Origin of the sequence: Brenneria alni (genome assembly GCF_003666245.1) — a bacterium.
GTDB lineage: Bacteria > Pseudomonadota > Gammaproteobacteria > Enterobacterales > Enterobacteriaceae > Brenneria > Brenneria alni.
This window is the reverse complement of record NZ_MJLZ01000004.1, coordinates 1-23699: the sequence shown is the minus strand read 5'-3', so window position 1 is coordinate 23699 and position 23699 is coordinate 1. Positions and strand designations below refer to the sequence as shown.

General features: G+C 46.2%; 21 protein-coding genes. 5 read left to right on the top strand and 16 right to left on the bottom strand.

The genetic code is table 11. The annotated features are described in order from the left end of the window. Positions 1-19 precede the first annotated feature (19 nt). From BIY29_RS03100 to dsrB, 16 genes are all read right to left on the bottom strand, one after another. On the bottom strand, positions 20-430 hold the full coding sequence (locus tag BIY29_RS03100; protein ID WP_121573685.1) for a flagellar protein FlhE: 411 nt from the start codon (positions 428-430) through the stop codon (positions 20-22). Then, positions 427-2511: a flagellar biosynthesis protein FlhA gene (gene flhA / locus BIY29_RS03095; protein ID WP_121573683.1), complete on the bottom strand. Its 2085-nt coding sequence runs from the start codon at positions 2509-2511 to the stop codon at positions 427-429. The genes BIY29_RS03100 and flhA overlap by 4 nt, the downstream gene beginning before the upstream one ends. Continuing rightward, positions 2504-3655: a flagellar biosynthesis protein FlhB gene (gene flhB, locus BIY29_RS03090; RefSeq protein WP_121573681.1), complete on the bottom strand. Its 1152-nt coding sequence runs from the start codon at positions 3653-3655 to the stop codon at positions 2504-2506. The genes flhA and flhB overlap by 8 nt, the downstream gene beginning before the upstream one ends. Positions 3656-3896: 241 nt before the next feature. Then, a complete protein-coding gene (cheZ, locus tag BIY29_RS03085) occupies positions 3897-4541 on the bottom strand; it encodes a protein phosphatase CheZ (RefSeq protein WP_420808401.1) in 645 nt (214 codons plus the stop codon). A 15-nt stretch (positions 4542-4556) separates the two neighbouring features. Beyond that, positions 4557-4946 carry a chemotaxis response regulator CheY gene (cheY, locus tag BIY29_RS03080; RefSeq protein WP_121573677.1) on the bottom strand — a complete coding sequence of 130 codons (390 nt, stop codon included), beginning with the start codon at positions 4944-4946 and terminating at the stop codon, positions 4557-4559. A 38-nt stretch (positions 4947-4984) separates the two neighbouring features. Further along, positions 4985-6037: a protein-glutamate methylesterase/protein-glutamine glutaminase gene (locus BIY29_RS03075; protein ID WP_121573675.1), complete on the bottom strand. Its 1053-nt coding sequence runs from the start codon at positions 6035-6037 to the stop codon at positions 4985-4987. After that, a complete protein-coding gene (gene cheR / locus BIY29_RS03070; protein WP_121573673.1) occupies positions 6037-6909 on the bottom strand; it encodes a protein-glutamate O-methyltransferase CheR in 873 nt (290 codons plus the stop codon). Before cheR ends, BIY29_RS03075 begins: the two co-directional genes overlap by 1 nt. A 27-nt stretch (positions 6910-6936) precedes the next feature. Next, on the bottom strand, positions 6937-8565 hold the full coding sequence (locus BIY29_RS03065) for a methyl-accepting chemotaxis protein (RefSeq protein WP_121573671.1): 1629 nt from the start codon (positions 8563-8565) through the stop codon (positions 6937-6939). Between the two features lie 67 nt (positions 8566-8632). After that, entirely contained in the window at positions 8633-10318 is a 1686-nt protein-coding gene (locus BIY29_RS03060; RefSeq protein WP_121573670.1) for a methyl-accepting chemotaxis protein, read from the bottom strand. Between the two features lie 135 nt (positions 10319-10453). Next, positions 10454-10951, bottom strand: a complete 498-nt coding sequence (gene cheW, locus BIY29_RS03055; RefSeq protein WP_109053297.1) for a chemotaxis protein CheW — start codon at positions 10949-10951, stop codon at positions 10454-10456. A 34-nt stretch (positions 10952-10985) separates the two neighbouring features. Next, positions 10986-12995, bottom strand: a complete 2010-nt coding sequence (gene cheA, locus BIY29_RS03050) for a chemotaxis protein CheA (RefSeq protein WP_205680305.1) — start codon at positions 12993-12995, stop codon at positions 10986-10988. 39 nt (positions 12996-13034) lie between these two features. Next, on the bottom strand, positions 13035-14087 hold the full coding sequence (gene motB / locus BIY29_RS03045; RefSeq protein WP_121573666.1) for a flagellar motor protein MotB: 1053 nt from the start codon (positions 14085-14087) through the stop codon (positions 13035-13037). Next, positions 14084-14971 carry a flagellar motor stator protein MotA gene (motA, locus tag BIY29_RS03040; RefSeq protein ID WP_121573664.1) on the bottom strand — a complete coding sequence of 296 codons (888 nt, stop codon included), beginning with the start codon at positions 14969-14971 and terminating at the stop codon, positions 14084-14086. Before motA ends, motB begins: the two co-directional genes overlap by 4 nt. 135 nt (positions 14972-15106) lie before the next feature. Continuing rightward, positions 15107-15685 (bottom strand): flagellar transcriptional regulator FlhC, encoded by a 579-nt coding sequence (gene flhC / locus BIY29_RS03035; RefSeq protein ID WP_121573662.1) that lies wholly within the window; start codon positions 15683-15685, stop codon positions 15107-15109. 2 nt (positions 15686-15687) lie between these two features. Next, a complete protein-coding gene (gene flhD / locus BIY29_RS03030; RefSeq protein WP_109053302.1) occupies positions 15688-16038 on the bottom strand; it encodes a flagellar transcriptional regulator FlhD in 351 nt (116 codons plus the stop codon). A 1549-nt stretch (positions 16039-17587) separates the two neighbouring features. After that, complete coding sequence (dsrB, locus tag BIY29_RS03025; RefSeq protein ID WP_121573660.1) at positions 17588-17788, bottom strand: protein DsrB; 201 nt, start codon at positions 17786-17788, stop codon at positions 17588-17590. Between the two features lie 560 nt (positions 17789-18348). Here dsrB and BIY29_RS03020 point away from each other — a divergent pair. From BIY29_RS03020 to BIY29_RS03000, 5 genes are all read left to right on the top strand, one after another. Then, positions 18349-20013: a methyl-accepting chemotaxis protein gene (locus BIY29_RS03020; RefSeq protein ID WP_121573658.1), complete on the top strand. Its 1665-nt coding sequence runs from the start codon at positions 18349-18351 to the stop codon at positions 20011-20013. A 163-nt stretch (positions 20014-20176) separates the two neighbouring features. After that, positions 20177-20395: a KTSC domain-containing protein gene (locus BIY29_RS03015; protein WP_121573656.1), complete on the top strand. Its 219-nt coding sequence runs from the start codon at positions 20177-20179 to the stop codon at positions 20393-20395. Positions 20396-20769: 374 nt separating this feature from the next. Further along, complete coding sequence (locus tag BIY29_RS03010; RefSeq protein ID WP_121573654.1) at positions 20770-21054, top strand: CsbD family protein; 285 nt, start codon at positions 20770-20772, stop codon at positions 21052-21054. A gap of 653 nt (positions 21055-21707) precedes the next feature. Beyond that, entirely contained in the window at positions 21708-21899 is a 192-nt protein-coding gene (locus BIY29_RS03005) for a hypothetical protein (RefSeq protein WP_205680300.1), read from the top strand. Then, the gene (locus tag BIY29_RS03000; protein ID WP_121573652.1) at positions 21896-23566 is read left to right on the top strand and encodes a flagellin N-terminal helical domain-containing protein; all 1671 of its coding nucleotides are present in this window, start codon (positions 21896-21898) and stop codon (positions 23564-23566) included. The genes BIY29_RS03005 and BIY29_RS03000 overlap by 4 nt, the downstream gene beginning before the upstream one ends. Positions 23567-23699 lie beyond the last annotated feature (133 nt).

Here is a 23699-nt window from a genome sequence, read left to right as displayed (position 1 = left end):
GAATTTTTAAAACAACGCGTTAATTCCGCTCACGATAATTCACCAATACCTGGTAGTGAAGCACACGTACCGGCGGTCTTATCGCCCCTTTCCCCGGCAACATATATAAAAAATAGAGTGGGTTATTGGCATCAACCCCTTGCAAAGCCTGAGTCCTCCCACTTGCTCCATCCAAAGGAACACAAAGCCCCGGTGTGCATAAGGCGACCCGCAACCCTGATGGAGAAGACGTCAACAACTTATAATTCCAGTGAACGGAGGTCATTATCCTGCCAGCGGGTAGCCCCCCTTGAGGGCGCATAACCGAAGATGACGTGGGTATTCCACGCTGACTTATCACTGTATTTGCGCCGCTGCCATCCCAGCTACCGTCGACGGCCAGACTGGCTTGCATAAACAGCAGTAACAGCAGCACATACAGCTTTGTCATTTCGTTGCACCAATCACCGATGTCATGTGTATCTGGCGATTATCACTAATTTCCTGGTTCGACAAAACCACCAGTCGCGGCACATTACGGCGTAAAAAACGTGCTAACAACGGACGCAGAGCATGATTAACCAACAAAACAGGTGGAGCATTGAGCGTTTCCTGTTGTTGCACGGCCTGCTTTGCCTGTTCCAACACACGGTCGGCCAGACCTGGCTCTAATCCTCCTCCATTTTGCAGCGCCTGCAGCAATATTTTCTCCAGGCCGAAATCCAGACCAATTACCTGTATTTCATCCTGCCCTGGGAACCATTGTTGGGTAATAGCTCGTCCTAAAGCAACACGAACAACCACTGTCAGCTCATTTGGATCTTTTTGCACCACCGCATGTTCTGATATGGTTTCAATAATTGTTCGCATGTCTTTAATCGAGACCCGTTCAGCCAGCAAATTCTGCAGTACCTTATGCAAGACAGTGAGCGTCACGACGCCAGGAATAAAATCCTCTGTCAGCTTTGGCATCTCTTTGGTAACCCGCTCCATCAACTGCATGGCCTCCTGCCGGCCAAATAGTTCACTGGCATTTACTGTAATCAGGTGATTAAGATGCGTAGCCACCACCGTGCTTGCCTCAACCACGGTGAATCCCTGAGCCTGCGCTTGTTCTTTCAATGCACTATCGATCCACACAGCAGGCAAACCAAAGGCCGGATCCTGAGTGACATCCCCCGGCAGCTTCCCAATTGCGTTGCCTGGGTTAATCGCCATCCAACGGCCGGGGTGTGACTCGCCTTGCCCAATCTCAACCCCGTTCATCAGGATACGATATCCCGCTGGCTGTAATTCCAGATTATCGCGGATATGTATAACGGGTGGTAGATACCCCATTTCCTGAGCAAACTTCTTACGAATGCTCCGGATTCTGCCCAGCAGTTCACCGTTTTGCTGAGAGTCAACCATGGGAATCAACCGATATCCCACCTCCATACCCAGAGGATCTTCTAACTGAACATCCGCCCAACTGGCCTCAACAATCGGCTGGTTTTGTTTGACCACCGGCTCTGAAGTATCAGAGGAAGTATCCGCCGCCGTTTCACCTCTCATCCACCAGGCCAAAGCCAGTAGCGCGGTGGTAAACAGCAGGAATACAAAATTGGGCATCCCCGGCACCATACCAATCAAGCCCAACACCGCAGCACTTAATATCATCACGCGGGGGTTGTTAAACAGTTGGGTTACCATCTGCTGGCCGACATCCTGATCGGTACTGACCCGTGTCACAATGACACCAGCCGCCGTCGAGATCACCAGCGCGGGGATCTGCGCCACCAGACCGTCGCCAATGGTCAACAGCGTGTAGCTCTCTGCCGCGTGGGCTAGTGGCATATCATGCTGAAGCATCCCGACCATCAGTCCGCCAACAATGTTGATGACCATAATCATCAATCCGGCAATGGCATCACCACGAACGAATTTGCTGGCGCCATCCATCGAACCATAAAAGTCTGCTTCCTGCGTTACTTCCGCACGGCGTTTTTTCGCTTCATCTTCGCCGATCAATCCTGCATTGAGATCGGCATCGATAGCCATTTGCTTGCCGGGCATACCGTCCAGCACAAAACGCGCTCCCACTTCAGCGATACGTCCTGCGCCTTTGGTAATCACCATAAAGTTGATCAGAACCAGAATAATGAATACCACAATACCAATGGCAAAATTTCCACCGACCAGAAAGTGCCCGAATGATTCGACCACTTTACCGGCAGCAGCCGTTCCGGTGTGACCTTCCAGCAAAATAATACGCGTTGAAGCGACATTCAACGACAAACGCAGCAAAGTGGAAAACAGCAGAATGGTCGGAAATGCGGCAAATTCCAGGGTGCGCTGGGTAAACATTGCCACCAGCAATACCATAATCGATAAGGCTATGTTAAAGGTAAACAACAGATCCAGAATAAAGGGGGGAAGCGGTAATACCATCATCGACAAAATCAGCAGGATCAGGATCGGCCCCGCCAGAATTTGCCATTGCGTACTTTTAAAATTACTGGGTAAGCGCAGCAATGCGGCCAGATTAGCCATCAATATCGTTCTCTCTCACAAAGTCCAGAGCATCTGGCACAGGTAAACGTTCAGGTTTTCGTGGTATTAGGCCACCCTCGCGCCGCCAGCGACGAAGTTGGTAGACCCATGCCAGCACTTCAGCCACTGCGGCATATAATTCGGCAGGAATATGCTTTCCCACATCGGAATGGCGATACAGCGCCCGCGCCAGCGGCGGTGCCTCAAGCACCGGAACCCGATGTTCCGCCGCAATTTCACGGATACGCAAAGCAATATCGCCCGCTCCTTTTGCCAACACCTTGGGTGCATTCATTTTCTTTTCATCGTATTGCAGCGCCACCGCATAATGCGTCGGGTTGGTAACAATGACATCAGCTTTAGGTACATCTGCCATCATGCGACGCTGGGCCATGGCGCGCTGCTGCTGACGAATACGTCCTTTCACATGCGGATCACCTTCATGTTCCTTATGTTCATCACGTATTTCTTGTTTTGTCATACGTAATTTTTTGATGTGGCTCCAGATTTGCCAGAACACATCAAATGCTACCATAGGGATAAGTCCCATCAGGATAAACAGCCCGCACACGCTAATCAGATTAAGCGCATTACCCAGCGCGACCACCGGCGGCTCACTAATCAGGCGCAGCATCTGCGGCCAGTTATGCCAGAGAAACCAGGCTGTTATCCCCCCCACCATGGATGATTTCAGTATCCCTTTGAATAACTCAGCCAATGCCTGACTGGAGAAAATTCGCTTCAAGCCGGTTAGTGGGTTCAGCTTCGTCAAATCGAACTTAAACGATTTGGTACTGAACAAAAGCCCCCCAAGCAACATAGGGGCCGACAGTGCAACCAGCATCGCACCACACATGATCGGCAGCAACGCAATTACTGCATGTTTAAGCAACCGTCCAATCTGCCGCAACATCTGCTTGTCATCATCGATAATCGAGTGGTTAAAATACAACCCATCCGCAATCATCGCGGCCAGTTTCCTGGCCATCACGTCTCCGCCCATCCACAGTATTGCTACCCCTACGACCAGCATCAGAATAGAAGTCAATTCACGGGAACGGGGGATCTGGCCATCTTCTCGCGCCTTCTCCTCTTTGTGGGGAGTGGGGGATTCTGTTTTTTCCAGATCGCTATCTTCAGCCACTGCAGCGTTCCTGTCATTACTACTTGGGATAGGGATTTGTTGCCTAGCATGACAAATATGGAAAAACTTTATGGCTGGAACAACGGGAAGAACTTACGTTTCTTTAACGGATAGTCGGTCGGTATTTCGGGGAAGAAAAACGATCTAACTATTTATGACCGGATAAAACGGCCATAAATAGCTAAAAATTACAAACGTGCAAGTGGCATCACCGTCATACACGTCAAGCTGATTGGAAGAACTAGAACCCAAGGCTATCTAGCAAGTCGTCCACCTGATCCTGATTAGATACCACCCCTGCTGCGCTTTTATCCACTTGTGGGCCATTTAACAGGCCGTCATTGGCACGTTTGGCCGAGGCGGGTTTTTCAGGCATGTTTTCCAGTAGCACCATAAGCAACTGTTTCTCAATTTCCTGAATAACATCCATCATACGCTTGATGACCTGACCAGTAAGATCCTGGAAGTCCTGCGCCATCATAATTTCCAACAGTTGCGCATTGGTAAACGAGGTATGCTGTGGGACATCCTCAAGGTAACTACGCGTATCGGTCACTAACTCACGGGCATCAGCCAACTCAATGGGATTTTCAAACCATTGATCCCAACGATCCTTCAGTGATTTGGCATCAGCTTCCAACTGATTCTGACGCGGCTGTGCGGCTTCAACACAACTTAGCGCCCGCTCTGCCGCCTGGGCCGTCATTTGGACAACATAATCAAGACGATCGCGGGCATCAGGTATTGCTTCTGCTGCTTCTGCAATCGCGTTGTCCAATCCTAACTCCCGCAGACTGTCACGCAGCATACGGGTCAATTGACCAATACGAGAAATAATTTCAGTGGCCGAAGCAGTGTCATTCACCGGCGGCATCGGATGTGGCATCGTCATAAGATCCCCTTACATACCCAATTTTTCGAAAATCTTACTCAGCTTCTCTTCCAGGATAGCAGCAGTAAATGGTTTAACGACATAGCCACTGGCACCAGCCTGTGCTGCGGCGATAATATTTTCCTTTTTTGCTTCCGCCGTCACCATCAACACGGGAAGTTTCGACAGCGAAGCATCAGCACGAATTGTTTGCAACAGCTCCAAACCATCCATATTGGGCATATTCCAGTCGGAAATAACGAAATCGAAAGCACCGGAACGAAGCTTGTTGAGCGCATCAGCGCCATCCTCAGCTTCCTCTACATTATTAAAGCCCAGCTCCTTTAGTAGGTTGCGAACAATTCGGCGCATTGTCGAAAAATCATCCACTACTAAAAACCTGAGTTCTTTGTCGGCCATACCTACTCCTAAAATATTTATTGCTCACCGGGAGCTGCTTATATACGTAATGCCTGTCCGGCAGAAATTTGTGCCAGCATCCGCTGGCTAACCTGGTGCAAATCCACCACTTCGTCGACGCCCCCTATAGCGATAGCCTCGCGTGGCATACCAAACACCACACAACTTGCTTCGTTTTGTGCCAGAGTATAGGCACCGGCCTGATGGAGCTCCAACATACCGGCAGCTCCGTCATTTCCCATACCCGTAAGAATGACCCCTACCGAATTCCGCCCGGCATACTGTGCAACCGAACGGAATAACACATCAACTGATGGACGGTGGCGGTTAACCGGTGGGCCATCATTTAAGCGTACCTGATAGTTTGCACCACTGCGTGCTAGTTCAAGGTGCCGTGCCCCTGGAGCGATATAGGCATGTCCAGGTAAAACACGTTCCCCATCCTCGGCTTCTTTCACTGTAATCTGGCATAACTTATTTAGACGTTCAGCAAAAGATCTGGTAAATCCCGGCGGCATATGCTGCGTAATCAGCAATGCTGGGCTTGTCGGCGGCAGAGGCTGTAATACATGGCGTATCGCCTCTGTTCCTCCTGTTGATGCGCCTATGGCGATTAATTTCTCACTGCTCAGTAATGGCATATGTTGCATAACCGCCATAGGCTCATGAACCTGACTACGCTGTGGTAGTCTCGCCTTAGCAGCCATGCGAATTTTTTCAGCAATAAGTTCGCTGTATGCCAGCATTCCTTCGCGAATACCTAACTGCGGTTTTGTTACAAAATCAATGGCCCCCAGTTCCAAAGCTCGTAGTGTGATTTCTGAGCCTTTTCCTGTCAGGGATGACACCATCACAACCGGCATTGGACGCAAGCGCATTAATTTTTCCAGAAAATCCAATCCATCCATACGCGGCATTTCAACATCCAGCGTTAATACCTGTGGATTAAATTTTTTAATTAAGTCGCGGGCAACTAAGGGATCTGGCGCTGTAGCAACCACTTCCATATCAGGGTGGCTGTTAATGATTTCAGTCATGATCTGACGCATAAGGGCAGAGTCATCAACACACAATACTTTAATCTTGCTCATTATCTTTCCTTAGCCAGTCCATAAACAGTCTGCCCACGCAGATAGAATTCCCGACTAATTTGGCTGAAATTCTCTGAATGGCCGGCAAATAGCAGCCCACCCGGTTTAAGCAACGGAACAAATCGGCGTAAAATGCGCTCCTGAGTTTCTTTATCAAAATAAATCATCACATTACGACAGAAAATGGCATCAAACGGTGCTGGAACAGACCACTCGGGCGCCAACAGATTCAATTGCTGAAAATGCACCATCGACGCAAGTTCCGGGCGAACGCGCACCAGCCCGCTATGCGGACCAGTACCACGTAAAAAGAACCGTTGCAGTTGCTGTGGGGACAGTGAACGCAACTCTTCCTGCCGATATATACCAGCACTAGCTTTTTCCAGAACCTGCGTATCAATATCACTGGCCCACACCTGACAGCCGCTCACCCGGTTACCCAAAACCTCAGCCAGCGTCATAGCCAGAGAATAAGGTTCTTCCCCTGTTGACGCCGCCGTACTCCAGACGGTATAGCCGTTAGGACGGCTGCGGGCATGTTCAGCCAGTATAGGAAAGTGATGAGCTTCCCGAAAAAAAGCCGTCAGATTGGTCGTCAGCGCATTAATAAAAGCCTGCCATTCAGCGCTGTTATGATCGGATTCCAGTAATGCCAGGTATTGGCCAAAATCATTTATCCCAAGCAAACGCAAACGCCTGACCAGACGGTTGTAAACCATTTCTCTTTTGTGATCGGCCAGCACGATACCGGCACGCTGATAAATTAGTTGGCTGATACGCCGGAAATGGACATCCGACAACGGCAACCGATCTACCATCTGCGTCAGGATAGATGCAGGTTCGGGGCGACTTTGCGATGGTGTAGTTTTCATATTAAATCGCTCGAATATCTATTTTTGCTATGGTGTTTTCCAATCTGAACTTTCCCTTACAGCTATAGCAGGTTTATCTTCGTTATCATTTATCAGGTATTCATCTTTTAATGAGGCAAGATTAAAAACTGACACTGTGTTGGTGAGCATCTCAGCCTGTTCCGCAAGTGACCGGACAGCAGAAGATGCTTCTTCTACCAAAGCCGCATTTTGCTGGGTAACGCCATCCATCTCCGTGACAGCTTGAGCTACCTGCTCTATTCCTCGGCTCTGCTCATCGGACGCCGAAGCAATTTCACCCATGATATCTGTAACCTGAGCTACAGATCGAACAATATCATCCATCGTACTACCCGCGGACTCAACTAATTCAGAGCCTTGCTGGACACGGCTGACAGACTCATCAATCAACCCTTTAATTTCTTTGGCCGCCTGAGCGCTCCGCTGCGCCAAACTCCGCACCTCACCGGCCACGACAGCAAACCCCCTTCCCTGTTCCCCTGCTCTGGCTGCTTCAACCGCCGCGTTCAATGCCAAAATATTTGTCTGAAATGCAATGCCGTCAATGACACTGGTTATGTCACTGATTTTCCGTGAACTAAGTGCGATATGCTGCATGGTTGTCACGACATTGCCCGTTAATTCGCCACCTTTTTTTGCTGTAACAGTGGCCTGCTGCGCCAGTTTCGCCGCCTGATGTGCGTTGTCAGCATTCTGTTTCACTATTGATGTCAACTGTTCCATACTGGCAGCCGTTTCCTCCAGGGCAGAGGCCTGTTCTTCCGTTCGGGAAGACAAATCATCATTTCCGGCGGATATCTCCTGCACACCATGTAGCATGGCATCAGTTCCCTGCCGAACGGAGTAAACCATACTCGCCAGTGACACCTGCATTTTTTGCAGGGCATTAAACATAACGCCTATTTCGTTACGCCCATAATCAGCAATTTTTTCAGCCAGATTGCCGTCTGCAATACGCTCAAAATGCTCTCGCATCACGTCTAACGGCTGTAATAACGCTTTTTTCAACCAGATTAGTCCAAGCAGCGTAATAAGGATCGAAAGCATAACTACAATGCCGAACGACCACTTAGAGCCAGAATAAGAGTGTTGACTACTGTCACCCGCTGCTTTCAAATGCCCATTCACATATTCCAGATAGACTGAAAAATTAGTCTCAAAGTTATCCTGAAAAGACTGTGTCGGCTGATCAAGAAACGGCTGTAATTGTCCGCTGTCGAGAAACATAATCAATTCAGCAAGAGCGGCATGAAGCTTCTCATAGCTTGCCGTCACGTTACCAGTCAGTTCCACGCCCTTATCGGTCATTCTGGGAACCGCAAGGTACTGTTTAAAATGTACATCCGCCTGAGCCAAATACGATCTGGCACTGGTCATCAGCACAGATACCTGCTCCTGAGCAACATTACGCGCCGCCCGTGTTGCCGCCCGATTCAATGTGTTACGCGTCTGCAGCAACGCAACCCAACTCATCGTCAACTCGTCCCGCTGTTGGCTCCCCACCGCCACCTGAGTGAAATTCTGGTAGTCCGCACGAAACCCGTTAAACGAGTAACTACTGGATACCAGTTGTACAACAAAAAATACCGTCAACAATAAAAACAAACTGGTGGAAATACGTATCCGTCTAAACATTTAACATCCTTTCAACTTTCTTATTTAAGCGATGAAGCCTTTGCCACAAATCAATATTGATTATTCTTTAGAATGTTTCCCAATTCTCTGTCGACTGACTTTGTTTCGATTTTTTATCCGTATTCGATGATACCGCCAGCAGAACAGGTTTCTGACGACTTTCCGTTTGTGCCGTTTTGTATGCACTTGCATTAGTATCGGAAAGACGGAATACCGACACCGCCTGATTAAGGATACGTACCTGCTCCTCTAGCGCGACGGCTGCCGTAGCCGACTGCTCAACCAATGCTGCGTTTTGTTGCGTTACGCTGTCCATTTCAGTGATTGCCTGGCTGACCTGATTAATACCCTTACTTTGCTCATCCGAAGCGGAAGCGATTTCGCCCATGATGTCAGTAACCCGAGTCACCGCACTGACGATTTCATCCATTGTTTCACCGGCACTTTCAACCAGTACAGAACCTTCATCGACACGATTGACGGAATCTTCAATCAAACCTTTAATTTCTTTTGCCGCCTGGGCGCTGCGTTGAGCCAGATTACGCACTTCTTCAGCGACAACCGCAAAACCACGCCCTTGCTCTCCGGCTCTTGCCGCTTCTACTGCGGCATTCAATGCCAGGATATTGGTCTGAAAAGCAATACCATCAATCACACTGGTAATATCGGCAATTTTTTGCGAACTTCCAGCAATATTGTGCATTGTTCTGACCACATTATCGACGACCTTACCGCCTTTCTGCGCCGTCTCTGATGCACTCAACGCCAGTTGGCTGGCCTGACGAGCATTCTCCGCATTCTGTTTCACCGTTGAGGTCAGTTGTTCCATACTTGCGGCTGTTTCTTCCAGCGAGGCCGCCTGCTGTTCAGTACGAGAGGAGAGATCGTTGTTGCCGGCGCTGATTTCGGTTGCACCTGTATAGATTGCATCAGCCCCCTTACGCACCGCGCTTACCGTGGTGACAAATTCACGCTGCATATCCCGGATACTGTCTGCCAATATCCCCATTTCACTCTTACTATTGAAATTGATGACTTTCGTCAGATCTCCCTTAGCAAGACACTGAATATGCTCAACGATATATTGAAGCGGACGTGTGATTAATTGCTGAATGCCAAACCACACCATCAGAGCTAATACAAGAACCAGAATAATAACAGCACCTAAAATCCAAAGCGCAGAATCATAAGCAGCATTGTTTTCCGCTATTCCTGACAGATACATTTTCTCACTGTCAGCTTGATAAGCGTTATAAGCCTTTTCAAAATTATCCTGGAATCCCTGAGTGGGTTGTTCAACAAACTTTTCAAATTCATTACTGGAGAGGAATTGAACCAGTTCGGACAACGCTCCATGCAGCGCCGCAAAATTTTCTTTTACTGATTTGGCAACTGTCGGATCCTGCTGCGTGACAATTGCCATTTGATCATAATTGTCAAAGTGCGTACTGGCAGAATTCAGTTGTGCCTTGGCCAAAGCGAGCAGCTCATCAAACGCCGCACCTACGCCCCGCCCTTCTGTATCCAGCGCAACGCGAATACCCGCCCGGTTTAAAGTATTACGCGTTTGTAACAAATATGACCACGTTGCATCTAATTCTGATTTCTTCTGATTAATAATCTGTGCCGAACTAAAAATATTCTTATCATTTTTCAGTGAACTAAAAAACACGCCTGCCGAAATAAGCTGAAGTGAGCCAAATAACACTAATATAAGTATCAAATTTGTAACAACTTTCATACGACTGAACATATCATATCCTTTGAGTAGATCGACTACCGATGGTATCGGCATTATTCTGAATATCTTTATGATTTTTCAAATCGAAGGGCAGCAAAGGCGAGGTGTGGACCACCCAAATAATGGCCCACACAAATAAGTGATAAATCAGACTTTCATAACACTGTCGACCAGTGCCATTTCTTCACTACTAAGCAGTTTTTCAATATCAACCAGAATCAGCATTCTTTCACCTAACGAACCCAACCCCGTCAGATATTCAGTTGATAAGGTAACTGCAAATTCAGGCGCAGGGCGAATCTGATCGGCGGTTAAAGAGAGAACATCAGATACGCCGTCGACAACAATCCCAACAACGCGTTGACCGAGATTCAAAACAATAACGACAGTATTATCGTCATAATCAACTTCCTGCTGGGCAAATTTAATACGTAAATCAACGATAGGCACAATTACACCACGCAGATTGGTTACACCTTTAATAAAAGTAGGCGTATTGGCAATGCGGGTTACCTGATCATAACCACGAATTTCCTGTACCTTTAAAATATCAACACCGTATTCTTCATCACCCAGCGTAAAAATCAGAAACTCCTGTCCTACAGTTTCACCTGCCAATTTCGTGACGTTTGCAAGTCCAGTCATGTTTTCCACCTTTAATCAACCTTCTATTTTATTATTAAGCAGCGGTTTCAACCACACGCTTTTCTCGATTAAGCGCCTGTAACGCTGAAACATCCACAATCAGCGCAACACTGCCGTCACCCAAAATAGTAGCGGCTGAAACTCCTGGCACCTTGCGATAATTACTTTCTAAATTCTTAACAACAACCTGATGTTGCCCGATTAATTGATCCACCAATAATGCATAACGACGGCCTGCACTTTGCAAAATTACAACAATACCCTGAGTTGGGTCGGTTTTTGCGCCATCCACATCAAAGATATGGAACAGTTCAACCAGCGGCAAATACTCACCACGAACTTGCAAAACACGTTCTCCGCCAGCCAGTGGATATAAATCTTCAGCTTGCGGCTGTAATGATTCCATCACCGCATTAAGAGGCAGGATAAAGACATCGTTATTAACCTTAACAGACATGCCGTCAAGAATAGCCAGTGTTAATGGCAACAGAATTCGAATAGTCGTCCCTTTTCCCGCCTGGAAATGGATTTCAACATGTCCCCCCATTTCCTGAATATTGCGCTTCACCACATCCATACCAACACCCCGACCAGATACATCAGTCACTTTCTCTGCGGTGGAAAAACCGGGGGCGAAGATCAGCATACCGACTTCTTCATCAGTCATGCTGTCGCTCACCGCCAATCCTTGAGAAAGGGCTTTAGCCAGAATCTTTTCGCGGTTCAGCCCTGCGCCATCATCCGCAACTTCAATACAGATATTACCGCCTTGATGTTCAGCAGACAGCGTCAGGTTGCCGACTTCTGATTTACCGACCGCAATACGCTTCTCTGGTGACTCAATTCCGTGATCGAGGCTATTGCGCACCAAATGGGTAAGCGGGTCAATAATACGCTCGATAAGGCTTTTATCTAACTCAGTGGAACTGCCGAGTAACGTTAGCTCTACCTGCTTGTCTAACTTAGCCGCGAGATCACGAACAAGACGAGGGAAGCGACTGAATACATACTCCATCGGCATCATACGAATAGACATGACAGACTCTTGTAAATCGCGGGCATTACGTTCCAATTGCCCCATGCTATTCAGCAAATCGCCATGCGCGACAGGATCAAGTTCACTTGACTGTTGTGCCAACATAGATTGTGTAATAACTAATTCACCAACCAGGTTAATAAGCTGATCAACCTTCTCTACCGCCACACGAATGCTGGTATCGCCCGTTTTACTGCGGTTCTTCGTGGCATCATGAGGCTTGGCAACGACCGGGGCAGCGGCAGCCTGAGCCACCGACGCGGCGGGAACCACCTCTGACGCAGGCGCCTCAAACACTGGCTGAGGTTCTGCAACAGGGGTTTCTGGCTGAACGCGAACGGCTGAATTAAAGCTGATTTGCTCAGGTTCCAACACAAAACATAAGACCGCGCTGATATCCTCTTCACTGGTAGAAGTGACCAAAGTGACGTCTATACTGCTATCAGTTTGATGAGGGTCTTTTATGGTACCCAGATTGCCGAGCTCTTCCAGCAATTGGGGGATTTCCTGCGATTTAAGACCGGTAAGGGCAATACGCACCTCGCCCTGCCCGGTTGATACAGGTTTTTCAGGCACAGTATTGATCTGCTCCGCTGACGGAGTAGCCTGAGCCGCAGCGTTTTCAGCCTGAGACTCTAAAGCCAGTTGTCGCAGGGCCTGACAGATATACTCAAAGCTCTCGGCATTGGGCTCCTGCGTGGTTTTATAGGCGTCCAACTGATCCTGCATAATGTCTTTCGTTTCCAAAAACAGGTTAATGATATTAGTGCTAAGGCGCATTTCACCACGTCGAGCACCATCTAGTAGGTTTTCTAAAAGATGCGTTGTTTCCTGTAAAACAGTAAAACCAAACGTTCCGGCCCCTCCTTTTATAGAGTGAGCAGCCCGGAAAATGGCATTTAATTGTTCCGTATCTGGTGCCAGGGGATCTAACAACAACAAGTGCTGTTCCATATCCGCCAGTAATTCGTCTGCTTCATCAAAGAATGTTTGATAGAAAGCGCTCATGTCCATGCTCACGTGGTCACCTCTGCTGTGAATCGCGGCTTATTGAGAAGGCGTCGCCTGACTGTCCGGCGCAGCAGGCAACGCTGTCGTTGGCTGTTGACGCTCTGGAGCAGCAACTCCATTAACAGGTTGCGGCGGAGTTTCACCACTTCCATCCATATTATTATTACTATTGTCGGCAGGTGGCGTGGGAGGTTTAGGGTTTTCCAACCCCATATTTTGTAAATTTTCCGCACTATCCACCTCTACCGCACTATGTTCGGCGTTTTCGTGTTCAATATTCTTTTGTGCCTGCTTGTTCAGCACCAGCAGACTGATACGACGGTTAATCGCATCATTGCCGCCGTTCGCCTGCTTCAGCCCCATCGTCTCGGCCATACCGACAACCCGAAGCACTTTACCATCAGCCAATCCGCCGATGAGAAGTTCACGGCGGGAGGCGTTGGCGCGATCGGCTGATAATTCCCAGTTGCTATAACCTCGCTCACCGGTGGCGTACTGCACATCATCAGTATGACCTGAGATACTCAACTTATTCGGGATATCATTCAAAATAGGCGCTATCGCCCGCAGGATGTCACGCATGTAAGGTTCAACCTGCGCGCTCCCGGTCTGAAACATCGGGCGATTCTGGCTATCAATAATCTGTATACGCAGCCCCTCATCAACCATCTCGATCAGTAAATGTGGACGCAGGGCACGTAGCCGCGGATCAGCTTCAATAAGCTGATCTAATCTTTCCCTCAGCTTGTTCAACCGGATCTCGTCTAATTTCCCTTCCAGCGTATCGATTTTAATGTTCTTTTTAACCTCACCATCCTGCTGGGTTACATCATCCCCACCACCTGGGATCGGGCTGGAACTCTCACTGGTTTTAGAACCACCGGTTAACGCTATTTTTAACGGAGTCCGGAAATATTCAGCAATCTGGGCTAACTGCATTGGCGTAGAAATCGCAATCAGCCACATAACCAAAAACAGTGCCATCATCGCTGTCATAAAGTCAGCATACGCAATTTTCCAGGAGCCTCCGTGATGACCTGCATGCCCGGATTTACGCTTTTTGCGAATAATGGGGTGTTGGTGTTTCATGCGTCATTTTCCGCCGCTGATTGAGCAGGAGCTTTCACCCGGCGTATATGCTCCTCCAGTTCGGTAAAGGAAGGTCTTTCCGTTGAGTACAATGTTTTTCGGCCGAACTCTACTGCAATTTGCGGCGCATAACCGTTAAGGCTGGAAAGTAATGTGACTTTGATACACTGTAATATTTTGATTTTTTCAGCATTTTTCTGACGCAACAATGCAGCCAACGGCGACACGAAACCATAGGCGAGCAAAATCCCCAGAAAGGTCCCTACCATTGCGTGCGCTATCATCATACCCAGTTCGGCAGCGGGGCGGTCGACATAGGCCAGAGAATGAACCACGCCCATTACTGCCGCAACTATACCAAATGCCGGCAATCCATCCCCCATCTGGTTCAGGCTGTTAGCCGGAACCTCACATTCATGCTCGACAGTTTCGATCTCTTCATCCATCAACGTTTCAATTTCAAAGGCATTCATATTACCGCTCACCATCAAACGCAGATAATCGGTAATAAATTCAACGACATTACTGTCCGCCAAAATACGGGGATAGCTTGAAAAGATTTCACTCTCGCGAGGGTTATCAATATCAAACTCAAGAGAAAGCATCCCCTGTTGGCGTGATTTTGCCATCAGACGAAATAGCACCGCCATCAAATCCATATATAACGCTTTGTTATATCTAGATTTTTTAATCAAAATCGGTAAAGCACGCAGCGTGGCTTTTATCGCTTTGCCGTTGTTACCAACGATAAAGGCACCGACTGCGGCGCCACCGATGATCAACAGCTCTGAGGGTTGATAAAGTGCGCCCAGGGCCCCACCGACCATGAGATAACCACCAAGTACTGAACCCACAATTACGATATAACCCAAGATAACCAGCACAAGAATTCCTTAGTAAAAAAAGTGGGCGGAAGGTGAGGTAAAAGCGCAGAGTATGTAGCCAGAAATTACTTAAGAAGAAAACCTATCACTGCCCTTAATAACAAACAGTGATAGATTCACAAATCGCTACCAAGCTCAGACTGCGTGTTTTACCTGTTCATCCAGCAGTTGAGGTATAATATCGGCAAGATTTTGCGAAAGTTTACGTCTTTTTACTGCTCTGGAGGGGGGTTGACATAAGCTACAGGCAAAACTGTTTTTTGGCTGATGGGCATGGGTGATAAACATACCGTTGCAGCAGTTGCATGAAGAGAGTTGCAACATACCACTGTCGACAAATCGAACGAGCGTCCATGCGCGCGTTAACGCCAGCAATGGAGTATCGTTTTTGGGTGAACATTGTTCTAAATAAAGACGATAAGCTTTAATGACTGCCTCAACACCACTACATTGCCCATTTTTTAGCAAAAAACTGTAGGCGTTATAGAACATGGATGAATGAATATTCTGTTCCCAGGTCATAAACCAATCCGTTGAAAACGGTAGCATTCCCTTTGGCGGTGGACTTCCTCTAAGTTCTTTATACAGCTTAATCAAACGTCCACGGCTTAACTGCGTTTCGCTTTCTAACATCTGCAAACGAGCGCCCAGCGAAATGAGTTCCATTGCTAACTGGATGTCTTTTGCTTCCTGAACAATACTTTTCTCCGCCATTACTATGCCCTTTTCTTAGGCAAGTTTTCTTCTTTCGAAGTTAACTGTTGTAATAAATGACTCGACAACAAAATACCAGTATGAATTTGTTGCAAATCATCCACACGCGATTCTTGAGTCAAGAGTTTGATGGTATTGTGATCATTAAAACGAAAATGGCATATCAGTTGGTTAGTTTCTGCTAATTTAACCATCTGCGGCAGGGTAAGCTGCATCAGCATATCTGCCATTGCTTCATCGATGCCTAAACGAAACATCGCAGAAGCTTTCTCGTCATTAATTAACCGTTGTGCCAGTAACAAATAAGACAGATTAATGTCATAAATGTGCTTGAGTAATTCAGAGGTACCCATATTTCCCATCCCGACAGGCTATGTTTAAAACATAAGTTAGGTGATAGACCATATCGCCCAGTTCAAAAATCACTCTCCATTGATGGCATAAAAAACTATCAGTGCCAGATACTAGTCACTATTTTTCATTTCTTAATGCAGGACAGTTAAGTACTTCTGCCAACTTTCATCATGCATCCATTATGCATTGAGTCCATTCGCCCTTAGTTCTTCAGAATCCTTAAAGGTTTCTGTCACTATCCTAACCAGCATAGGATTAATCCTAAAACAGCGCAACTGTACCGCCTAATCCGTAGCACATACAACGCAAGCGAGGAATGATTTTGGTTATTATGTGATACAGATCACAAAATTGGAAGTGCTGTGGGTGATTTTTCATCTACCAAGTCTCCTTAATCGCTCATTTTTAACACAAAAAAATGTATTTTACGTTACAAAAAGGCATAAGCATGGTGAAAAATACTTTGCGTGCTATGTAATGGAAAGATAAATATAGATAAATAAAGATTACTTTTATATAGCGAATTTACATATCAGATATGTGTTTATATTTTTACCAAAACATTCATTTCTTTACGTATTGATTTAGGCCGCGAAAAAACAGTCAATACCTCTCACCTGTACCAATCAATACAAGTACTGATTACTTACAACGGCAATAGTAAAGGCAATACAGTGCGCTAGGTAAAATCAGCGGGCATATCAGACAATCACGAATACATTGAATTTGGTCGTATCGATGCCAATCCTCACACTGACAAGAGCCGTAATGCTCGAAACCAAACCTGAAAACGTAACGCGGACAAGGAAATTATGACACACGGGCTACGATCATCTGCCACATACTGCTGATGCTGAATAAACCGATTCGCGCCGTTACTTCATATTCCGCAGAAAAAAGAGGTGAAACTGTTGTAATACATAAAATCAGCCTGATAATTAGCCAATGTTGATAAACAACAATGTATCAACCAAGTTTTTAATAATAACGAGGGAATCGCATGAGCGCTTACTTCCCTGACAGAAAATGCCATTAACGAAATTATAGATAACCTGATGAAATTAAAATCACTTTCTTAAAAAGAGAATAACAATATTAATAATTTCGTTCCCAGACACTATCTGGCATTACGTTATTAACTCACTGATTATATAACCAACCACTATTTAATTCAGGCTAAAGCCAATAGCGAATTTTCTTTTATTTTTGTATCCTAAAAAATTCGAGTTACAGGCAAAACGTTATCGTTTCGAACAACGCAGAGTATTGCCTTCCAAATGAACTTTTGAGGCCACCGTGACAGCGGCTTCTCTGGAAGCTGCTATCCTGTGCCGTGGCAATATTTAAGCTGTCCGACCAACAGTCGCAAATATATACCTTTGCTCCCGTTTCCCAGCCCACATTGGTAACGCAACCAACCTCTTCCCTTGCATTAACCCAGTCAGTAACCCAACCAGAGAAAGACCACAGGGGAAGCTTTTAACATAGCAGACTGACTAACGCACGGAGCAGATATTGATTTTTGAGCTGGTCAATATCTGCTCTTCGTTACTCCCCAGCAGAATGTTTAAGCTCTACGAAGGTTCCATCTTTGTTCTCAACTTCATTAAAGAACCAGACACCAGCAGGATAATCCTCAAGCGAAACTAAATACATCGTTCCTTCCTGAAACTCTTCAACGGCCAGGATCACCCCTTCCCTTCGCGATCTTCCGTCTGTTTTAACTGTCACTAAATCATTAACTTTCATGAAATTTTCTCAATAATCCCTCTGACTCTAAAGAAACAGTATTATCATTGTTGAATGGTATAATAATATAACATGCAGATAATAGTTAACTTAGCTTTATCGAGGCTGGTGATATTTCGGTCAATGGCTTAACGGAACCCCATTATCCAGGATAAGCGAGTAAATTCCCATCTTATACACCACCACATATTTGTAGAAAAGATTAAAAGTTGAACGAACAGTCGAATACTGATTGGCGGATAGAGAAAGATAAAGCAAGTTACAACCAATCTATAACGTCAGCCCGATATTCATAATATTCCTGCATTTTTCTTCATATTTCTGCACTCTCATCCACCTGTAATAATAAAATCTCGCGCTAAAGTAAGCAAAATCATGTCAAGCATTGATGAAGTTTAGCTTTTATATGCCGATAACCAAAACGTAAGAAATTACCGCAACGGACAATTAACCTGCCTACAGATAGTCCCCGATAGGCGGGTATTCGAAAGGAAACGCTAGCAGCGATCCTGTCTTTTTTAGGATTAATTCATATTATTTTCACCACCGGGAATTACATCATGAACTTCGTCCGCAATATTAAAATCAGAACTATGATGATTTTGATTCTTATACTCTTTTCCTTATTATGGGGGGGCGTCTCAGCATTCGCATTGTACTCGTTGAGTCAGCTTACTTTTGAACTGAAGCTAACCAATGTCCAGCAAAGTAATGGCGACATTATTAATGGTGCCAATGGACAGTACTACCGGGCAGTAAGCATTCTTGAACGTGCTGCTCGTGCAAAACAGAAAAATGATGCTGCCGAGGCCAATGTGGAACTTCAGTCCGTCGCTGGCGAGTTAGAAAAACTTAAGGCCGGCCTGGCTCAATTCAAAGTGGTCGATCATGCGAATATTGATCCCGCCACCATTGACAATATCTATAACAGCTCTTATCGCCTCTTCACTGAAGGCGTTATCCCAATGTATGAGGCCGTCAAGGCAGATCGCATTGATGATTTTATACAGCAATCAAGTCAAACCTATCGCCCGCTACGCAGAGATTTCACCACGGCGATTGATAAATACAACGCCGTCATTGAACAGTTAAAAGGCGAAGCGCAAAGTAGGATTGATCTCTGGGTCGACTGGTGTCAAAAGATCCTGGTTTTAGCACTGATTATCGGACTTATTATTGTCCTGCTAACCGATCGCTATCTGGCTATTTTCGTGGTTAAACCTCTCGAATTAATTAAAAAACACCTTCAGGTACTCTCGGTGGGTCATTTACACACCCAAATGCTCAGTATGGGTAAAAACTGCGTTGGGCAATTGATTCCTTTCGTTCAGCAAATGCAAAATAACTGGATCACAACCGTATCTGAAATCCGGGGCAGTGCGGAAGAGATTTACCGTGGCTCTGGTGAAATATCTTCAGGCAATACGGATTTATCCTCACGTACGGAGGAACAGGCATCAGCACTGGAGCAAACCGCGGCCAGCATGGAGCAATTGAGCGCCGTAGTGAAACAGAACGCAGACAACGCTAACCAGGCCAGTGTTTTGGCGCAGAATGCTTCTAAAATAGCGAACAATGGCGGCGAGATTGTCGGTGACGTAATCAAGACTATGGGAAAAATTACCAGTAGCTCCCAGAAAATTGCCGATATCATTAATGTCATAAATGGTATCGCTTTCCAGACAAACATTCTGGCACTGAACGCGGCCGTAGAAGCTGCACGCGCCGGAGAGCAAGGGCGCGGATTTGCCGTTGTTGCCAGTGAAGTTCGTAATCTGGCACAGCGTAGTGCACAAGCAGCAAAAGAGATTGAAGGATTGATCGATGAGTCGGTAAATAATGTAAAAACAGGCTCAGACCAGGTAGCGCTTGCCGGCGATGCCATGGAGAACATCGTTAAAGCCGTGACTAACGTAACCGACATCATGGGTGAGATTGCTTCCGCTTCCAACGAGCAGAGCAAAGGGATCACTCAGGTTGGTCAGGCTATGGTTGAAATGGATAGCGTGACGCAGCAAAACGCCGCCCTAGTTGAACAGTCAACCGCTGCATCAGCATCACTCGAAGAACAGGCGCGCCGTTTGACAGAAATTGTCTCTATTTTCAAACTTGCCGAGTCAGTTGAGCCACTGAAAGCAAAAACGCCAGCTAAACCGACACAAACGCTGCCATCAGCTTCATCAAAGAAAATAAGTACCAATAACACCAATTGGGAAACATTTTAACGGGTATTAACGCGGGCGGTAACGCCCGCTCACCCCCAGGAATACGCACTAGTTGGGTAACCTGCTACACGAGTCTCTGGTGTCCAGCATGATATTGACAACACGACACGCTTAAAATCCTTTATAGTTCCATCCAACATTCCACATAAAGGAGGGGGAGTCATTGCAGCGGCAATTGGTGTCATCGTCAAGAATTCGTTCGATTGGATACGATCCTGAAAAACGTATTCTTGAAATAGAATTTCATAATAAAGATATCTATCAATACATTGGCGTTCCAGCTCGCATTTACGGGAAATTCATATCTGAATCTGTTGTATCTAAGGGCCGTTTTTTTGATGGCGTCATAAAAGACAAATTTTTGTGCCGAAAAATTAACTAATGATCAGAATGAGCCGGAAACATGCCCAGATAAGCGCTACGACAAAAGTGCTACAAAAAACATGTCCACTGTCTAGTCAGTCCGGCTCACCCCTGCTTTACTACAGGCGTTAGTCTGATTTTCCCTTCCCAGTAACTGAGCAACAAACTCTTTTTATACCCGTATCTGATCAGCAAAAACCGCATTCTGCTCGTCCACCAGCATCGTTTTTGTGCTCATTCGTAATTTTCTGTCGGTTTGAAAAATAACCGCACCGAGAATTTTGACACCCGATATTGCTGACCGCTATAAACATGTAATGCAGTTAATAGTGGATCGAGTGGCATTACGAACTATCCTTTTATTGTCATTTATGAGTAAAAAAGGAAATAGATATGTCAACAAACAAGTTTGATACAGATGCCGACAACCTCGTTGATAAGGTCGCAAACAAAGCCAATGAAGCTGCTGGTGCCGCTCAGGAAACTTTCGGCGATGCTGTCGACTCACCGAAACATCAAATAAAAGGGGCTACCCGAAAATACGCAGCACAAGCTTGCGATGTGCTGTGCAACGCAACAGATACTGTTGCCAGTAAAGTCAAAGAATCCCCAATCGCAGGTTTATTAGCAGCCGGGGCAATTGGCATCGTGATTGGCCTTCTGATAAAACGCAAATGATCTCCAGGCCCATTTGGGCCACAGACTGTTGACAAAGTCCTGGCTTCACGGTCAGGACTTTTATCTCATAGCCTTGCATTGTCTTCTCAATGTGATCGGGCATCAAAATTGTCAGTTCAAGATATTCCACAATCCAATCCGCCGACTGTTGCCATTGGCCAAGCGTTACATCTGCGCCGATCTTCCATGTAATCTGGCAGTGATGATTTGCCAGCAGGCCCCGAGCCAGAAAACCATACGGATTGAAAACTCGATATGCATACCGAATACGATGATCTTGATACTACCGAATAGGAAAGCAGCGGCAATAACATCGATGAATGATTTATACACACCACCAGCCACTCAGGCGTGGCTACAAACCTGCCAGCGCTGGCTTAATGGCTGCTCGCTCCTTTCTGTGCCTTCGATCGTTATAACCGATCGATAGGATCGAATCGATCTATAAAAACGATTATCTTTTGATCAAAAACACAGATAGGATATTTCTTAAAACACTCATAACCACATGTGTTTAAAAGATTTATTCTCATTCTTGGGAAGGGGGATGGCGTGTTCTTTATCAGACGGAAATCCAAACCATAAACTGTTACGCCGATTGCTGACAGCAATAAACTGCTTTGGATAATGAAAATATGAATCAGGAGCCTCCCGTGAAAACGATTATTCATAAATGCACAGACGATGATTTCAAATACCTGTCGGGAATACTTGATAGTTATATTTCATTTACCAATGATAAGCGCAGAAAAAAATTACTGGCTGAAAGTAAACACAATGCCAACTCAAAAACTCAGTTAGTCAATCTGATAGACAGCCAAATTAAATACTATGGTGTCCTATGATCCCGGTTAATACCCTCTATTTAACGATTCTTAATCAGCAGGGTAAATCATCCAGCAGCCTGAGTCAGGCGATTGAACGTCTGGCTTCAGGTATACGCATCAACAGCGCAAAGGATGACGCTGCGGGTCAGGCAATCTCTAACCGGATGACCAGCCAGTACCATGGACTCTCCCAGGCAAAGAACAACGTAAATGACGGCATTTCCCTGCTTCAGACGGCGGAGGGCACGCTGGACGAAATCAATAGTCGTCTACAGCGTATACGTGAACTTACCGTTCAGGGGTTGAATGGAACCTATAGCCAGAAGCAATCGGATGCTATCCAGGCTGAAATCAACATGAATTTGAAAGAGATGGATCGCCTGGCCTCCCAAACCAGCTATAACAACCTGACCCTGCTTGATGGCAGTTTAGGTCAGGTGGATATACAGGTTGGCGCGAACGACGGCGAAACCTTATCGCTGGATTTTTCTCCGCCGGGATTCAGCGTAGATGAGTTGGGGCTGAACGACCTGATTATCAGTGGTATCCGCGGAGAAGTGTATGATGAAAATACGCTAACGGGCGTGGCCTCGAATATTTTTCTGGACAGCACTACGACTACGACAAGTTATTCTTATCCGGACAGTCCATTAACCTCGCTGACATTTGTACGCAGCAGCAGTAACAACCGGTATTATATTCAGGCGCAGGATGAACAGGGAAAGCCGGTTTATTATCTGGCGGCTTATACTGCATCGCATGATACGGCGACAGGAAATAGCACGACGACTATCCGGGCAATTGCATCGTCCGAACTTTACACGTCGGTGACACAAATTGATGACCAGGATATTACTACCGCAATATTGTCATTTACAGACAGTAATGGGAATACCATTGATGCGGAGAACGCCAGATTATTGCAGCAGGGTAGCCAGTATATTCTTGAAGTCGATGATGGTTCAGGAAACTATCAATATTATAACGCATCGGTTGCAGTAACGACGAACGGCACCGAGGTGCAGGTCGATATTGTGGCAAGTAGTGGTACGGCAATTAATACATTTTCTGTTGTCGCCAGTGTAAGTGGCACGTCCGACATCACAATTGACTCAGATAATGTCGTTGTCAATTATATCGATAGCGAAGGTAATCAATATAACAACGTATTGACAGAAGATGCTGATGGGAATTATGTCATGAACATATCCGATGACGGCGTACCCGGCTATAAAAGTGCGACAGTCGTCAGCCAGGAAAATAATAGCCTTTTGCTCAGAACAATAAACGGCAGTGGGGAAGTTAAAATCTATTATGAAATGAATTACACCGCTTATACCGATGCCAGTACTAATCAGACCGTCATTAACATCTCCGAAGTGGGAGAAGGAATTAGACTGCGTAATCCTGAAAACCCATTGGCCGTGATTGATAATGCCATCGCCCTGGTGGATGAAAAACGCAGTAGTTTGGGCGCAATGGAAAACCGTCTGGAGTCAGTGATGAATGTTCAGACGAATACAACCGAGGCGATTCGCGCCGCCCGTTCCCGTATTGCGGACGCGAATTATGCCACCGAGGTATCTGCGATGGTCAGAGCTCAAATTCTGCAACAGACAACCGTTTCCATGTTATCTCAGGCCAACCAGCAGTCGGAAATTGTATTAACGCTATTGCAAGAGTAACAACAAAAAAACTCAGGGAAGCTCGAAATATATTTTCGTGAAACGTCCCATTAAAGGCATTTTAATATAAATGAATAACAAAATAAAAAATCTTTCAGATTATCGAGCCGCCATTTAATTAGTAATGGTGCGG

What these genes read in the sequence shown, in the direction of transcription:
- BIY29_RS03100 (WP_121573685.1), bottom strand. Translation starts at nt 430, where the DNA reads ATGACAAAGCTGTATGTGCTGCTGTTACTGCTGTTTATGCAAGCCAGT.
- flhA (WP_121573683.1), bottom strand. Translation starts at nt 2,511, where the DNA reads ATGGCTAATCTGGCCGCATTGCTGCGCTTACCCAGTAATTTTAAAAGT.
- cheZ (WP_420808401.1), bottom strand. Translation starts at nt 4,541, where the DNA reads ATGCCACATCCGATGCCGCCGGTGAATGACACTGCTTCGGCCACTGAA.
- cheY (WP_121573677.1), bottom strand. Translation starts at nt 4,946, where the DNA reads ATGGCCGACAAAGAACTCAGGTTTTTAGTAGTGGATGATTTTTCGACA.
- BIY29_RS03075 (WP_121573675.1), bottom strand. Translation starts at nt 6,037, where the DNA reads ATGAGCAAGATTAAAGTATTGTGTGTTGATGACTCTGCCCTTATGCGT.
- cheR (WP_121573673.1), bottom strand. Translation starts at nt 6,909, where the DNA reads ATGAAAACTACACCATCGCAAAGTCGCCCCGAACCTGCATCTATCCTG.
- BIY29_RS03065 (WP_121573671.1), bottom strand. Translation starts at nt 8,565, where the DNA reads ATGTTTAGACGGATACGTATTTCCACCAGTTTGTTTTTATTGTTGACG.
- BIY29_RS03060 (WP_121573670.1), bottom strand. Translation starts at nt 10,318, where the DNA reads ATGTTCAGTCGTATGAAAGTTGTTACAAATTTGATACTTATATTAGTG.
- cheW (WP_109053297.1), bottom strand. Translation starts at nt 10,951, where the DNA reads ATGACTGGACTTGCAAACGTCACGAAATTGGCAGGTGAAACTGTAGGA.
- cheA (WP_205680305.1), bottom strand. Translation starts at nt 12,995, where the DNA reads ATGAGCGCTTTCTATCAAACATTCTTTGATGAAGCAGACGAATTACTG.
- motB (WP_121573666.1), bottom strand. Translation starts at nt 14,087, where the DNA reads ATGAAACACCAACACCCCATTATTCGCAAAAAGCGTAAATCCGGGCAT.
- flhC (WP_121573662.1), bottom strand. Translation starts at nt 15,685, where the DNA reads ATGGCGGAGAAAAGTATTGTTCAGGAAGCAAAAGACATCCAGTTAGCA.
- flhD (WP_109053302.1), bottom strand. Translation starts at nt 16,038, where the DNA reads ATGGGTACCTCTGAATTACTCAAGCACATTTATGACATTAATCTGTCT.
- dsrB (WP_121573660.1), bottom strand. Translation starts at nt 17,788, where the DNA reads ATGAAAGTTAATGATTTAGTGACAGTTAAAACAGACGGAAGATCGCGA.
- BIY29_RS03020 (WP_121573658.1), top strand. Translation starts at nt 18,349, where the DNA reads ATGAACTTCGTCCGCAATATTAAAATCAGAACTATGATGATTTTGATT.
- BIY29_RS03010 (WP_121573654.1), top strand. Translation starts at nt 20,770, where the DNA reads ATGTCAACAAACAAGTTTGATACAGATGCCGACAACCTCGTTGATAAG.
- BIY29_RS03000 (WP_121573652.1), top strand. Translation starts at nt 21,896, where the DNA reads ATGATCCCGGTTAATACCCTCTATTTAACGATTCTTAATCAGCAGGGT.